Origin of the sequence: Vibrio cionasavignyae (assembly GCF_050337155.1) — a bacterium.
Classification (GTDB): domain Bacteria; phylum Pseudomonadota; class Gammaproteobacteria; order Enterobacterales; family Vibrionaceae; genus Vibrio; species Vibrio nomapromontoriensis.
This window is the reverse complement of sequence record NZ_JAKJSR010000036.1, coordinates 1-16,601: the sequence shown is the minus strand read 5'-3', so window position 1 is coordinate 16,601 and position 16,601 is coordinate 1. Positions and strand designations below refer to the sequence as shown.

General features: G+C 42.3%; 7 protein-coding genes. 5 read left to right on the top strand and 2 right to left on the bottom strand.

The window, feature by feature from the left end:
• Positions 1-56: 56 nt before the first annotated feature.
• Positions 57-1,799: an aspartate:alanine exchanger family transporter gene (locus L4D74_RS23640; protein WP_428754867.1), complete on the top strand. Its 1,743-nt coding sequence runs from the start codon at positions 57-59 to the stop codon at positions 1,797-1,799.
• Positions 1,800-2,129: 330 nt separating this feature from the next.
• Complete coding sequence (locus tag L4D74_RS23635; protein WP_428754866.1) at positions 2,130-2,462, top strand: zinc ribbon domain-containing protein YjdM; 333 nt, start codon at positions 2,130-2,132, stop codon at positions 2,460-2,462.
• A gap of 62 nt (positions 2,463-2,524) precedes the next feature.
• Here the strand turns inward: L4D74_RS23635 and L4D74_RS23630 are convergent, their stop codons facing one another.
• Complete coding sequence (locus tag L4D74_RS23630; RefSeq protein ID WP_428754865.1) at positions 2,525-3,445, bottom strand: LysR family transcriptional regulator; 921 nt, start codon at positions 3,443-3,445, stop codon at positions 2,525-2,527.
• Positions 3,446-3,631: 186 nt separating this feature from the next.
• Here L4D74_RS23630 and L4D74_RS23625 point away from each other — a divergent pair, with 186 nt between their 5' ends.
• Both L4D74_RS23625 and L4D74_RS23620 read left to right on the top strand, forming a co-directional pair.
• On the top strand, positions 3,632-5,611 hold the full coding sequence (locus tag L4D74_RS23625) for an alkyl/aryl-sulfatase (protein WP_428754864.1): 1,980 nt from the start codon (positions 3,632-3,634) through the stop codon (positions 5,609-5,611).
• Between the two features lie 308 nt (positions 5,612-5,919).
• Positions 5,920-7,464: a glutamate synthase-related protein gene (locus tag L4D74_RS23620; protein ID WP_428754863.1), complete on the top strand. Its 1,545-nt coding sequence runs from the start codon at positions 5,920-5,922 to the stop codon at positions 7,462-7,464.
• 110 nt (positions 7,465-7,574) lie between these two features.
• Here L4D74_RS23620 and L4D74_RS23615 read toward each other — a convergent pair whose 3' ends face one another.
• The gene (locus tag L4D74_RS23615; protein ID WP_428754862.1) at positions 7,575-8,555 is read right to left on the bottom strand and encodes a peptidoglycan DD-metalloendopeptidase family protein; all 981 of its coding nucleotides are present in this window, start codon (positions 8,553-8,555) and stop codon (positions 7,575-7,577) included.
• 281 nt (positions 8,556-8,836) lie between these two features.
• Here L4D74_RS23615 and L4D74_RS23610 point away from each other — a divergent pair.
• Positions 8,837-16,601, top strand: a 7,765-nt coding sequence (locus L4D74_RS23610) for an Ig-like domain-containing protein (RefSeq protein ID WP_428754861.1), incomplete at its 3' end; no start/stop codon positions are given.

Here is a 16,601-nt window from a genome sequence, read left to right as displayed (position 1 = left end):
GGCTTTAGGGCTACGCTCTCTGTCGTAATGCAGTTTCGCTTTACGGGAAGGTGAGTATGAGTATTTCAGAGCTTCCATTTTCAGTCATGCATTATATTGCTGAAAATCCATTTGTGTTTTTGTTTTTGTCGATAGGTATTGGCTATCCACTTGGAAAAGTGTCAATTAAAGGGGTGAGCTTAGGTTCGACCGCTGGGACACTGATCGTAGGTATCGCCATTGCGCTAACGGCTTATTCGGTATATGGGCTGCATATCGATGAGCCAGGGCTCGTTTCCGATATCTTTTTGATGATGTTCATGTATGCCATTGGTATGAAGGTTGGACCGCAATTTTTCTCTGGCCTCGCTCGAGGTGGTGTCGATTTTGTCGTCATTGGGCTTATCGTCGTATGCAGCAACTTTGTCATTGTCTATTTTGGTTCTAAGCTTCTTGGTTTAGCACCCGGCTATGCTGCAGGGATCATTTCTGGAAGCTATACAGTGACCGCCGTAATGGGGGTTGCTCAGTCTGCGATTACTTCCGGAGCATTTAAAGCGCCAGAAGGAATGACACTCGATCAGGTGAGCGCGAATATTGCCGCAGGGTATGCGATTAGTTATGTACTCTCGACCGTTTTTATCATACTCCTTATCAAATACCTGCCAGCGTTATTTAAAATCGATCCAGTAAAAGCAGCGAAAGAAGCAGAAGCTGAGTTTGGCGCAGGCGGAGATGCTGAGCCTCTCCCAAGTACGAGTGGCTTCTCGAACCTTGGCGTCTTACCTTTGGATATTCGCGCTTACCAAGTCCAGCATCAAGAGTTAGTTGGCCAAGATGTACAGGCGCTTTTCCATCAATTTCCACATGCCGCAATTTTAAAAGTGGTGCGAGGTGAAGAGGTATTCGATGCATCTGACAATCCAACGCTTCAACTTGGGGATATCATCGGTGTAAGAGGCAGTTATCATGCACTGATTGCTGGAGGCAATAGTGAAGTTGGAATTGAAGTTGACGAACCTCGTGCCAGAAATGTTGATATTGAAGTCGCCGATCTCCATCTGGGTAAGTCCAAATATATAGGCCAAACATTAGAACAAGTCGGTACTGAAATCGGCTTTGGTATCTACATTAAGGCCTTATTTCGACAAGGTCACCAAATGCCACTACTGGCTAAAACCGTGATAGAAACGGGCGATGTACTTCGAGTCGCTGGTTCCGACTGGTGTGTTCAACAAACGGCTAAAAAATTGAATAGCACACCGATAGTAGAAAGTACCATAACGGAAACGTTCTACCTTGCGATAGCATTGTTGGTGGGCTATGTGTGTGGTCACTTTAGTGTGACATTAGGAGGTATTCCCTTTGCTTTGGGGACCTCGGCTGGCTGTATGCTAACAGGGATTATTTTCTCCTTCCTACGTACTAGAAATCCAACCTTCGGTGGACCAATGAGCGAAGGGGCTCGTAGCTTCTTGCAAGACATTGGTTTAAGCCTCTTTGTAGCGGTACTTGCTGCGACCGTCGGACCTAAAATACTTGCCTCATTCCAGGGTATTGTGGTGATTAAAATCGCGGTGCTTGGCTTGATAGCGGCACTACTTCCGCCGTTGCTTGCTTGGTTGTATGGGCTTTATATTCGTAAGATGAACCCTGCAATTTTAGCTGGGGCATGTGCTGGTGGTCGAAATAGCACACCTGCGATGAAAGGGGCGCAAGACGCGAGTCAGAGCGCGATACCAGCCGTTGGTTATCCAGTTCCTTATGCCTTAACGTCTATGTTAGTGTTGATATTTGGTTACTTAGCCATGGTCATTTAGTAATGGTCATTTAGCTCACTTAATTTTTGCCAGACTCGCGTAATCATTACGAATGGCAATAGGATAGGCCCATAGGTTAATGTCTATGGGCTTTTTAGTGCGAGAACGACGTTAGAAATTAGCCATACTTGAACGATGCTAAGCCGCTACGGGTGTATTCGCTGCTTTAGCGTTGAAGATCGTAGTAAAGGCGTTGGACATTGCTGCGGTGCAGGAGTGCCTCTCCCAGATATTGCCGCTTATCACCTTAGTCGTTTTGAAAAGTTGCTCGCTAAGGTGCGAAAGACCCATTACCATACAGGGAAGACCCATCAATAGAAGTATCACAGTATGTCACTACCCCCTTGCCTCGCGTGCCAATCCGAATATGTTTATCAAGACCAAGATCAGCTCGTATGTCCTGAGTGTGCGTATGAATGGAACCCCCAACAATTATTGGACGAACGATTTGTTGTCCATGATGTAAATGGCGCACTGTTGGAACAAGGGGATAAGATCACAGCTATTAAAGATCTCAAAGTAAGAGGTAGCTCTATGGTGGTTAAGATAGGCACAAAGGCGGTGATAAAGCGAATCATTGAAGGTAAGGATCATCAACTTGACTGCAAAGTCGATGGGGGTGGGGAAATATTAATTACGGCGAAGTATGTCAAGAAAGCCTAGTGAGTGTGGTTACCTTCAGTCGATTGTCGACTTAATTGTATGTTGATAGGTAACCCGCTAATTTACCCATAGGTTTGTTGCGCGCCCTTAATAACATGTCTAATTTTTTCGCGAAGCCATTGATGAGTCGGAGCTGAAGAGTTTGATTTGTGCCACTGCATGTAGAATGGAATACGCTTGAGGGGAATAGGTGTTTCAATAATGCTTAAGTTCAGGATGTCCTTATACTGTATGGCAAGGCTTCTTGTTGTATGACAAAACAGTTGAGTTTCACTGACGACAAGCATGTTCGCGAGCATGGAGCTCGCTTCATTGACGATGTGACGCTTAATCGTAACAGGCTCTTCAAAAAATAAATTTAACGCAAACTTATTGTTGCGTCGCAAACTCATAATGGATTGTGGCAGTGTTTGGTAGTGATTGAGATCAATGCCACTCTGACTGCAGGGATGCGTATTGGCGACAACGAGTACAATATCGTCTTCATATAGCAGTTCATGCTCAAGGCTTTTGTCGTCTAACAAAAAGCTGTCGACAATCACATCAACCTTTCGATTTCGAAGACTCGCAATGGCGTGTTCTTCATCATAAACCTGCTCATGTAATGAGTAGGTGATGTTGTCATTCGCTTTATTCGGTAGACCCTGCAGTAATCGAGTATGGAATTCTTCTGGAGTCGAAATAAAAAACTGCTTCGTAGAAGACTGCGGATTAAACGTATCAAACGAATTGATCACTCTTTCAAATGTGAGCAATTCGCCATGAATGTTCTCATATAATGCTAAGGCGGCAGAAGTAGGCCGTACTTTACCATTCCCTCGAGTAAATAACTCTTCGTTCAGTAGCGTTTGCAATCTACGCATGGATAAGCTGATGGCTGGAGGAGAGACATCCAATGCCTCGCTCGCGTCTGCATAGCTGCCAGTTTCTATCACTTTTACAAACACTTTGAATAGATTTAGGTCGAACTTTGAAAAATTCATCGAGTAATTACTCGTGGTAAGTAAGTTTAATCTCAGAGTTATAGTTTAGTTAATTTTGTTTACCTCAACAAGGTATTAGAGTGGATTCAACGGTGCACTGATTAAGCTTGCGGTGGGGATGGTTCGCAGTGCTAGTGAGTGGATACGACATTATTGAACATTCATGTGATTTTTTGAGGAGCAGTTATGAATAAAAGTGTATTGGCATTAGCGATTGGGCTCGCCCCAACAGTGGCATTAGCGGATTATGATTCGATTGATAGTTATCAAGGAAAACCGGCGACAGAACATACGATTGAAGCAAACAATGCGTTTGCCAAAAACCTACCTTGGAAAGATGTGACGGCTTTTGACCGTACCACGCGTGGCTTAGTGGCAGAGCTTGAAGGCGAAGCGGCAAGTGTACGTGATCGTTTCCCTCATTACTCAACAATGAACCTTGATGAACTACCTGCGACGGTTAATCCATCTCTTTATCGACAAGGAATGCTAAATTACGCGGCAAATGGCTTGTATGAAGTCACAGAAGGCGTATGGCAGGTTCGTGGTGCCGATATTACCAATATGACAATCTATCGTTCTGATAACGGTTATATTATTCATGATCCATTATTAACAGAGGCCGCAGGTCGTGCTGCGTGGGAATTTGCTAAAGCCCATCTACCAAAAGTGAACGGTGAACATAAAATAACAGCGGTGATTTACTCCCATTCTCACCAAGACCATTTTGGTGGTTCACGCGGAATTATCGACGAGTCGTTTGAAGGCTTAATTATTGCCCCGGATAAGTTTATGGAATCGATCGCTGCTGAAGCGATGGTTGGGGGCAATGCAATGAGTCGCCGATCGCAATATCAATATGGCACGACGCTTCCAACGACCACTAAGGGTATTGTGGACAACGCATTAGGTCTAGCGCCAAGCCAAGGTGACGTCACCCTAGTCCCACACAATAAAGAGATCAATGAACGTGAAGAATGGGTGAACGTGGATGGTTTGGATATCTTGTTTATCAATATGCCGGATGCGGAAGCTCCGAGTGAACATGTTCACTGGATCCCTAAATATAAAGCCCTTCATAGTGCAGAGCTAACTTATGATGGTCAGCATAATATTTATACATTTCGTGGTGCTAAAACGCGTGATGCCCTTATTTGGTCTAAATACTTACATGAGTTAAAGTTGCGTTTCGCCTCTGAAGCGACGGTACTGCATCAGGCACACTCTGCTCCAGTTTGGAATGATGGCAACGGTGAAATTGCCGATTATTTGACGATGCAGCGCGACAACTATGGCTTTTTACACAACCAGTCTATGCGCTTAGCAAACCGTGGCGTGACAGTTAATGACATTGGTCGAGAAATTGAAAAGATTGTGCCGCAAGCGCAATTGGATACATGGCATACCAATGGTTATCACGGGTCCTATAGCCACAATGCACGTGCAATAGTAAATCTATATTTAGGCTATTTGGATTTAAACCCAGTTAATGTTAACCCACTGCAAACCGTTGATAAGGCGTGCGTGTATGTCGAGGCAGCGGGAGAGAAGGTACTCGTTAAAGCGGGTCAAGCCCATTATGCTAACGGGCAATATCAACAAGCCGCGCAACTGCTTAATGACGTGTTGCAATGTAACCCGTCTAACAAGGTTGCCAGACAATGGTTAGCCGATTCGTTTGAACAGCAAGGTTATCAGTCTGAGACGATGGCATGGCGTAACTCTTACCTTCAGGGGGCTTACGAACTGCGTACAGGGCATGTTGCCGATTCAATTAAAATGTCGTCCGTTGATATTATTGCCAATACACCTACCTCAGGCTTCTTAGATTTCTTCGCGGTTTCAATTGATGGGCCAAAAGCGATTGAATTAGGTCTTGATTTCAGTCTAACGATTAGCCACCCGGATCTTGGTGAACATTATTATGCTGAAATCAGTAACGGTAATTTGACGGCGATTCAGACCGAGAAACCTATTGCGGCAGATACAAGGTTAATCATCAATAAGAGCGACATGTCACAAATGTTAGTCACGGAGCTATCTTTAAGTGATCTTCTTAGTCGTCAAGATGCCTCGTTAACAGGAGATAAAGACGCGTTTATGAAACTCACATCGACGGTGGAAGTCTTTACACCGGACTTTGATATTGTTCCGATGCCTAAATAACAAGAACTGACACATGTGTGAATCTGAAGCCCCAGCCAACGTGCTGGGGTTTTAGCATCATGGTGTTACCGGCCAGATGGGCTTTAATAAAACATGCAGAATCGACAGATAGTGGGAAGTGGTAACAAAGCAATGGTGTCAGTTGTCAACTAAGCTCACCAAAGCCTCTTAGAATAATCAACCGTTAATTAGTAACGGCTTCTCTAATTCAGAACACTATCTTTAATTGAGAATACGACCTTTAATTGAGAATACTATCGCTAATTAAAAGCGCCTTACCCTATGACACATGGAACAAAGGATGGACTATGAGCAAGCCGATTATCGCCAACAATGCACCAATCAAAGCCGATCTCACCAAAGACCAAGAGTACTACTACTGCACGTGCGGTCGGTCATCTAAGCAGCCTTTCTGTGACGGCTCGCATGCAGGAACAGAGTTTAAGCCTAAGAGCTTTGTTGCGACAGAAAGCGGCGATGCTTATTTATGTCGCTGTAAACATACTCAGAACCCACCGTTTTGTGATGGCTCTCATAAACAGTTTAGTCAGGAGCAAGTTGGGCAAGAAGGGCCGGGCGTGCAAATACAATCTGTTGACAGTATGCCCATTGCCACCGTGACAAAAGAAGAGCCCACCGTTGAGTTTATTCATCAGTTAGCGCGTGATGGTTTGAAAAAAGTCGGCCACCATGGGCCAATGACATCCATGGGCGTCCCACGACATTTATTGCCACACTGGGATGACCTACAAATTATGGTAGCGCAAATGGCGACAAAGCCATTACTTGAAGATAGAGCCGTCGCAACGGAATTAATCATTGGCCCTATGGCGAAAAAACCACTCTCACTGAAAATTCCTCTCTTTGTCTCCGATATGAGCTTTGGATCTTTGTCTGAAGAAGCAAAAATTTCGCTTGCAACTGGGGCTGAATTGGCTGGCACCGGAATTTGTTCTGGAGAAGGGGGCATGCTACCGGAAGAGCAGGCGGCAAACTCGCGTTATTTCTATGAACTAGCGAGTGCGGGTTTTGGTTATGAGGAATCCAAGTTAAAAAACGTTCAAGCCTTCCACTTTAAAGGGGGGCAAGGTGCAAAAACAGGGACAGGAGGCCATCTTCCGGGCAGTAAAAATATAGGAAAAATTGCGCAGGTTCGTGGGATTGAACCTGGTACTGCTGCGGTTTCACCGCCGACTTTTAAAGATCTTCATAGCGCGGAGGATTTTAAGCGCTTTGCTGATCGAGTTAGAGAAATTACTGGGGGAATTCCGATAGGCTTCAAGCTCAGTGCCAATCATATTGAGGAGGACATTCAGTTCGCGCTCGATGCCAGTGCAGATTACATCATTCTCGATGGGCGAGGTGGAGGAACCGGAGCTGCGCCAGCAATGTTTAGAGACCACATTAGTGTGCCGACAATACCCGCCCTAGCACGTGCCCGAGCGTATTTAGATAAGCAAGGCGTCAGCGGTAAGGTAACGTTAATAGTGACAGGTGGTTTGCGAGTGCCAATGGATTTTGTGAAGGCTATGGCGTTAGGTGCCGATGGTGTCGCGATATCTAATAGTGCCATGCAATCTATAGGCTGTGTGGCGGCGAGAATGTGTAACACCAACAATTGTCCTGCGGGTATTGCGACACAAAAGGCGGATCTCCGACAACGGCTGAATGTTGAGAAGGCTTCTAAGCAACTCAATAATTTTTTTGAAGCTTCAACAGAGTTAATGCAGGTGATGGCAAGAGCCTGCGGACACAATAACCTGAGCCAGTTTAATCAAAATGATCTGGCTACTTGGAATAGAGAGATGGCGCAGTTGTCTGGAGTGCGTTATTCAGGAGTCACGCCGTTATAGTGCCAACTCGAGCTAAAGATTGTTACGTAGCTTAGATAAAGAGTGATTCGTGCACTTTATCTAAGCTACCAATATAGTGATATGTCTAAAAATAAGGGGGGTGAGCGTAATCATATATGTGTGGTTTTTGTTTTAGTTAGTTTGCTTAGTTTTTTAATCAACTCTGCTCGTTCAATCTTCGCTTTGACCTTCATTTTTTGATTGGGGAAGTGGCGGGAGTTCTGTATATAACGTTCATAATTTACAGGTCTTCCTTCAACAAAAAGCTCAAGATGTAGGTGCGGACCCGTTGTCCTTCCACTGTTACCAGTGAGCCCAATCAGCTCCCCTTTTGAGACTTTATCACCAACGTTAACATTGCGTTTAGAAAGATGCAGATATCGAGACAATGAACCGTTGGAATGACGTATATTAATAAAATCTCCGGCAAATTGATTATATTTTGACTTCACAACTATGCCATCAGCGATGCTGAATAATTTTGTGCCGATAGGGGATGCGTAGTCAGTGCCAAAATGTGGCGTTACTTTTTTTGTTGTTGGGTGCTTGCGCTTCAAGTTGAATGATGAACTAACACGGAAATACTCACTTAGTGGATGAGTATAAAATGGCTCACCACTTAATTTGTATCCATTTCTGTTGTAGGTATTGTAATTTTCATCTTGAAGGATAAAAAAGTCGAATTTTCTACCAGTATAGTAAAAAGAACTAATATATCTATCGTTATCACTATTCGTTTGATACTTAATGGCAAACTTATCGCCATTTTGGACAGAGCTGATTATATCAAAATGTTTCTCAATTATACTGATTAGTGACTTGATTTCCTTTTGAGATAACCCAGAGTTTATAACCGATGTTATGAAAGAGTAGTCGATGATACCACTAATTATTTTAGTTCTCTGAAAATGTTTGTCATATAGTTCTTTAAAGTGTCTATCAGTAACAGAGTTTACGTTTTGAACACTTGGTTTTTCCTCGCTAGACGAGAGGTGATAAGTCATCGAACTAATAGTTACAGCAAGGGATGTGGAGAGAATAATAGGGAGTAATCGTTGGTAGTTGACGTGAGGTAGTGTGAAACTTGTCATTATAGTTGGTTCATCAAGAGGAACGTAAATTTTGGGATAGTATAATATTTTAAATTAAATCTTACACTGAGAAGCAGTTAATTCCTTTGTTTTAACTAAGTAAATGATTATAGATGCAAGAATAAAGTGGATTACAATATGAAAAGTCATTGATTACTTAGTTGTTTTGATTAAAGTACTGGTGATTTCGTCACGTTGAGAAATTTCACATTAAGAATATAATCTCGGAAAATTTTAATTTTCGATTTGCTATGTTTAATAAAAATACTTTATATATCACATTGATTTCAATTCTTACCTCCATAATTTTAGCCGCTTGCGGGGGGGAAAGTGGAGGAAGCAGTAGTGCTCCGGCAGCAAGGAAAAGCGGCACCATTTTTGGTACCGTCTTTGACGCGCCGGTGTATGGCGCAAGCGTATCGGTGTGGGAGTATGAAAATGAGCAAATCGGTCGTCAGCTTGGGCTGAGTCATACAGATGCGTTTGGTAACTACTCAATTCAAGTTGTATCTTCTTCTCGGCCGCTTTTAGTTAGAGCCGAAGGAGGAAGTTATACCGATCCTCTAACTAAGGAAATAATATCGGTTAGTAATGGTAAGATACTTAAACTAGATAGTGTGATTAATTATTCTGAAGGTTTGAGTCAAAGCCTTATGATTACGCCGTTAACCAACATTACGGCAGGTCTGGCTAAATACAAGCAGAGTAAGGGAGCATCGACAGAAAACGCGATTAATGGCGCGTTAGATACAGTTAACTCTATGTATGGATTTGATGTCAATAGGACTGAGCCAATTGATATCACTAACGGCGGTCAAAGCAGCTTTGCAACGCCTGGACACAAATATGGCGCATTGTTAACTGCATACTCCTCTTACTCTAACGATTTAATCGAGAAGTATGGGAATTCAAGTAATGTCTATACATCAATGAATCTTGCAGACATACAATACAGAGATATCGTGTCCGATGGATATTTAGATGGAAAGGAAATACTAGAAACGGGAGGCGGGGTAACACCGATCTCATTCGGCCGAAGAGAAGTTTCTAGTGATGTTTATACTAACCATTTAGCTCAACACCTTTTGATAGTTGTGAACGATCCTACTCTTAATATTTCGGGAACGAAAGCCAGTGACTACCAGAGCTTTAGTAATAAAGTTAATGAGCTAGGGACTCAAGGGGATGAACTAAGTATGATTCCCCCCCGAAATAAAATTGATATAGACACTGAGGCTCCAGTTGTTACTAGAACAGATAGTGATGTTCTTTCAGGGATTGATATCGTTGATATCAAGCTAACCGATGAAATTGGAGTACAAGATGTATCTGTGTATCTGCAGTTTGAATTGAACGGTAGTTGGTCGGATGAATACCGTTGTAATGAATCGGATACTACAAGTAATTACTTTTGCGCAGTGAATTATTCCGCTTTTGAAAAAGGAAAACGCGAAACATCTGTGAAAGTAATGGTAAATACAGTTGAAGTTGATGAAATCGATACTGATTCAGATACAGGGTTCTCCAATGTAACCGCCGCACGTATAGTGTTGTACCCGACGGATGTTTTAGGGAATACTTTAGTTCAAGGGACCCCAATTGATTTTATATGGGATAACAAAGCCCCCGTCATTGATGTAACGTCTTCTAGCACAGTGAATAACAAGCTTACGGATTATGTTTTAAAAGGCATTATAAAAGAAGATTATCAAGATATTGAATCCTCGTCAGTATCATTTAATGGCGGTATTACAGAGGATCTAGAATGTACCCCTGTTATCTCTGAATCTGGAAGTGCTTGCAAATTTGAAAAAAGCTATAAGACCGAAGAGTTTTCATCATCAACTCTATTTGAGATAACGGCGACAGACACTCAGGGGAATGTTGGAATATTTCTACATACAGTTAGCAAAGATGATCAATCGCCTACTCAGATCGTAACATACCCACAAACCACCCCAATGACGTTTGTTAATGTAAGTGATGAAGGCGAGCGAATTACCTCTGATGCTCCTTATACTCGGGATACTTACACTGCCAATAATGTAGCTTCGTCGAAAGATTATTTGAAAATTGATTTCCTTTACGCAAGTTCAGGAATAAAAGCGATGTTTAATAATGAGGCGGACTTCGAGAACTTCAACGTTAATTTATTAAAGCAAAATAAAATCCCTTATCTTAAAGTGATCGTATCTGATCCTCAAAACGAGACGATTATTGGCTCAAGTGCCGACAAACTTAAACTTATCGTAGAGTATTCAGTTAGCCAGAATAATGATGGAAATTACGTGTTACAGCACACGACGGATACTGTCGCTTCTTCTGGTGAATATTCTGCGGAGATACCACACGAAACAATAAATTACATTAACGACCGTGCCAGTCAAGTGACTTACTATATCCCTTACGTAAAAGAGATTCTTGGCGATAACTTTCGCAATGTTGCCGAGAGCAGTGCTCAGCGACTCGTGATTAAAACGATGGATGAGTCGGAAAATACGAGTGTAGTCGAGGAAGTCTATTTTCGAAGCAGCTTTGATCTCCCGACTATTTCAGTCGTAACCCCGTTTATCGGTGCTCAAGTTCAGCTTGAGGGCTTAACCGAAAATGGTGATTTCACTTCATTGGGAAACTGTACTTCGAGTCAAACGAATGAGCCAAATTCTGGGCAAAAAGCTTGGGATGTAGCAACATGCCCAACGACGACGGATCTGGTTAATTATGATTTTATGCGGATTCGAGTCTTGAGTTCAGCAGGTTCTAACCAACCCTATTATTATCAGTGGGAAGATCACTCTGGCTCCAAAACATATGTAGATTTAACTAAGGCAAATATTGGTGCATATTTTAAGCTAAATGGCTCGCAAACTTTTTACATTACCGAACTTGCTACTTATCACACAGGGCTGTTTGATTTTCTTTGGAATAAAGTTGTTGCAGGTGAAAAAACTGCGGTAAAAGGGCTGGAAATTTTACAACAAGTACAATCGGCGTTAGCGGGGCGAAACAGTCATTCATTCTTTGGTTTTGATCCGACTCTAATTTCCTATGCAACAAACGAAATGCTGCGTTTAGAAGCGGTTCCAGAACCACCCACTAACGAATACCTACATAGGTTTTTGCTTGAAGCGATTAACGAGTTATCGTCTAAAACACCAAGAAACAGTTCAGTGGGCTTTGCCTCTTCAATGTATGACGACTTTAGTTACGATGGCAAAGCAAATGGTATAGGGGCGAATGGGAATCAAATAAACCTTGATGGCTATGACTTTGGTTCGCATACGTATCGGCGTGATCTTGCGCAAGCACTTTATAATGTTATGACGATCAATTATGGCGTCGCTACGCATATAGCCCAATTATATGCGGATGAAATTTCGACTGCCAATCCAACGTTAGATGGCGAAGCAATCATTGAAGGCGACGGAGAGAGTATAGATAATTTACCGCCGGAACCGACAGTAGAAATAGAAACTGGCGATGTCGTTACTGCAAATAACAAGGATTATATTACCGGTGAAATTACCGCAAAGATCAACCTAAAAGATGCATCCGGTATAGATGAAACGCCAGAATATAAGCCTAGTTTTTCAACCATGTGGTTTAAAGTAGAGCAAGACAGTATACCAATTCCTTTAGAGGTGGAAATTGTCGAAGATATCGAGAGTAGCGACAAATACCAAAAGAACTATCGATTTTCCTTGGATACACAATCATCAAGTCTCCCTGATATTGTGGAGTTTGCAATCGAAATTAGCGCTAAAGACAGACACGGAAATGCATATGGATATGATGGCAGTGAGCCGTATGTAAAAAGTTATTACATTGATAATGATTACCCGAATATTTCCTATTTACCACCAAAGGATGTAACTGGTAACACGCTCTCAGAAGAGGTCTACCTTAACGCTAGTAATGTTCATGAGCTCACTTTTATCGTTGAGGATTTAGTTGGGGATAAGCTAAGTGAGCGCCAATTGGTATTCTCGCTCCCGGATGGAAAGAAAGTCCCCTACGATCCTAGTAAGTTTACCGTAAATACAGCCTCTGGGTTCAAGGTAAAGCTCTGTACGGGTACATCTTGTTCAGACCAAGGTACAACAATTGATCCTGGAAATGGGGACTGGACTGTTGGTGTTCGTGCTGAAGACAATCTAGGGAATGTGGTGTCAGAGTTAACGAGCACTGCACCTAAATTTAAGGTCCGGATTGACTCAATTGCACCAATTGTGAAAGGAGAAGATCTTGCCAATCGGCTTGGAGGGAATTCTATTTGGAAGCCGAATATTGACTGGGGAACTTTGAGCAAAGGTGACCATGTGAATATTGATTTAAGGCGCGGATCCGGTCAAACAATGACACTTACTAGTTGCGAGCCTGAAGACGAGTTATGTAAAGAGCAGCCGCACATTATTGGAACCCAACCCGAAGTCCAAGTACAGTTAGTCGCAAATGCGTTTGAATTTGATGCATTGAACCAATTTTATATTACTGCGACAGACAGTGCTTACCCCGCAAATGTGAGCAATACTGGTACTATTACATTTAAAGTCGATAACCAAGGTCCGAAGATCGAACTAAATACGCCTTGGGCTACTCCTTGCGTCTCAGATGAATGTTTTGTGTTAGGCGAAGCATTTGATGTTCGCTTTAAATCAGTGATTGATGAGTCAGGTGTTAGAGATATCTTACTTTATCAGGTCGGAGAAAGTGAGCCGATCAAGAGCTTTTTACCGTCGGATACCAATTCAGAGTTTGTTATCCCATTGACGAAAGCAGATACCAGTAAAATTAGAATAGTAGAAGAAGGAGAAATCACAGAGATCTATGCTCAGGCTATCGATATCCATGGCTTTACGTCAAATTCAAATACACGAAGCTTTATCCTTGATCGAACTGGGCCATTATTAGGATTGAATGGCTATAGCAGTGATGCATTTTACCTTTCTAATTATCAGTTTAATATTACTGCCCAAGATTTCAATGCGAATGGTGTCCCGTCAATTGATGGCGTGGATAAAGAAAGTATTAAGTTTTGGTCTTTCACCGACACTCCGCCGCTCCCGGGTGTACCAGGACAAAAGCCGGATGAAAATCTAACAGTTGAACTAACGGGCCTATCTGACGGTATAAATAATATTCGTATAGAGGCGCTGGATCTAAGAGGCAATAAAACGACACAGGACTTCCCGATACAGATACGAAATGCCAAACCACAGATTTCCTCAGTTCAATTCAGTTATGAGAATGGTGATCCCATTGAAGGGGCGATCACTCGAGATGAGAGTATTGTTATATCGATGGAAGTTGAGGACCCGAGTGGGATTGAGGATGTAGTCGCGACATACAAGCATTCTGAACAAAGCAGTTCCAACCCTCTTACTTTTAATCGGGGTGAAGGTAATCGTTGGTTCACGACACTACTTCCAACCCAACTATCAGATGATGGCACATATGCTTTTGCTATCAAAGTATACAACAAAGTACGTTATATCAATGAGGCAGATAGAAGGTATGGTGAACTCAATAAGTACATTAGTGTTCAAAGGCAAGGGGTAGAACTTTCAATCGCAGAGCCACTTAATTTTCAAAATCATATTGCAGGGAAAGTGCTTACAGTGAATTTTGATGTCGTTGGTGAGGTGAAGGCTAAAACACTAGAGTGCTGGATTCGCGAGGATTATACCTCAGAAGATGCCCCCTCTGATGACGAGCTGTTTGCTTATTCTGGAGTCATCAACGTCTCTCAAAATAAACACAGTTGTACAGTGATTTCTGATCGTAATATGTCAAAAGCACCGGTTGCATTGATTACTCGGGTACTAGGTACCAATGGTAAAGTATCAATAGACAAATATAACTTTTCCATGGCGGATATCGATGCGCCGATTGTGATGGATGGTGAAGCTTATTACCTAAAGGGTAATGATGTTTGGTTTGATGATGAAAGTAATAAAATGCTTACATTTGACTTAACGTTTTATGATGAGTTATCCGGGGTGAATACATCGACTGATGATGTATATCCAAAATTAGTTAAAAAACAGCAGGGTAATCGAGCGTTTGTTCCGAAGAGTTGTTCTGGGGGGGAGGGCGAAATTAAGTGTACCTACTCTGAGCTATACTCCTCAATTATTAGTGGATTAAGTACTAAGCAAGAATACTCAATTAAGAACTTATCCGACATAGCTGGAAACGTGACCGCTGAACATGATTTATTATTGCAAATGCCTCAGGGGGATATTGATGTTGATATTATCAGCCCAGAGACGAGCAGTACTATTAATGGTCAGCAGCTTGTTGTTCAATTTAGAGTCAAGATATACGAAAACTCTCGCCTGGATAATGTAACCGCAAGGTTTGGCGTAGAAACGTATAACTATAAGGAACATCCTGAAAAGTTTTCTCAATTCGAAGATTGTATTGATGATCCAACGTATAAATGTTCTACGTTTACCAGTGACCTACCAGATGGTTCAGATGGTAAGTCTTTAACCGCCAAAATTATTGCCACTGACGTGTGGGCGAAGTCCGGTGAGCAAAGCGTTACTGTCTATGTCGACAATACACCTCCTAAGATCGGTCAATCGGTAAGTGTGACAACGCCTGATCCATTGACAAACATGGTGAGATTTAGGTTCGACATTACCGATGCGGTTAGTGGTTTAGAAAAAGTGAAGTATTCGTTATTTAAACCTCGTTACGAAGAAGAAAAACTCCAAGATGATGATGGCTCTGCAACTTACTTTGAGTTGAACAAAGACGACTTAATTAATCTCAATACAATTAGTGTTGATATAACCGCGACCGATAAAGTAGGTTTGCAAAGTAACGAGAGAATAGAGGTTAATATTAAGGTTCCAGAAATTTCGTTGAGTTTTGAAAGTGGTGCCGAAATTATTGATGGGAAATTGATATTCAAGAAAGAAAGTCAAGCATTTACACTTGATTCAATCGAAGGGGACAAAGTTAACGCGCAGCAATACACGTTGGACTACGAATCGATTGAACTTGATAATCTAAAGAAAACGGGGCAATTTTCACAATCGTCAGTGAATGATACGATTAATTTTACGGCGGATGAGCAGGGGCTATATCAAATAAAATTGGGCGTCATAGATTCGATAGGTCGAGAAATTACGAATTTTGAGTTGAATGGTAAGAAGTATGATTCTCAGGGTTTACAAGCGATAGTGGATTATCAAAAACCTCAGATATCGAATTTAACAGGAACCCAACTGTCAATGACGCCGGAAAATGGCCGATATAGATTCCAAGTTATGGCAATGGTTTCTGATAAAAACCTTAACCTTGTGACCAGTAATGCCATAGATGGTCAAGCGGTTGAATTTACCCCTGAGTCTATCACTAAACCAGAGAATGCTAACGAACCACATACGCTGGAATACTTACTTTCCCCAGGGGGTTACGCTGTCACTATTGTGGCGAATGATTTGGCGGGCCATGAGGTTAGAAATTCTATAAATATAGTCGTAAAGGAAGCGACAGTCCCTACGCTAAATATTATACCAATTGGCGATAATCCATTGGCTGGAGGTAAAGAACTAGACGTAAAATTTATTTTTTCCGAAGAAGTTGTGAACTTTGATGTGGGAGATATAAAAATAGTTGCTAGTGATAATGGAGAGAAAGGGACCTTAGTCGAGAATAGCCTGACTTCAAGTGACAATATTACTTGGATAGCCAAATATAAAAGCCCCGAAAATAAAAATAAAAATATTACCGTGACCGTTGATGATGACAGTTACGAGAGTATAAATACTATTCCCGGTAAAGGAGCCAGCGCTGTTATCGAGGTTAAAGGAGTATTGCCAACATTGAGTAAGGCGACGTTTAACCCCACGCACCAAGCGATTGGTCAAAGCGTTGAGGTGACCTTGACGTTTGATAGTGAGATGGAGTCGGCGACGGCGACATTAGGGGGCCAACCGATCAGCACCTTAGCGGCCACAGCAGACCGCAGCATTTGGCGAGGAAGCGTGGTAGTACCAAGCAGCGTAGAGCGCAGTGTCGCGCTGGTCGTCA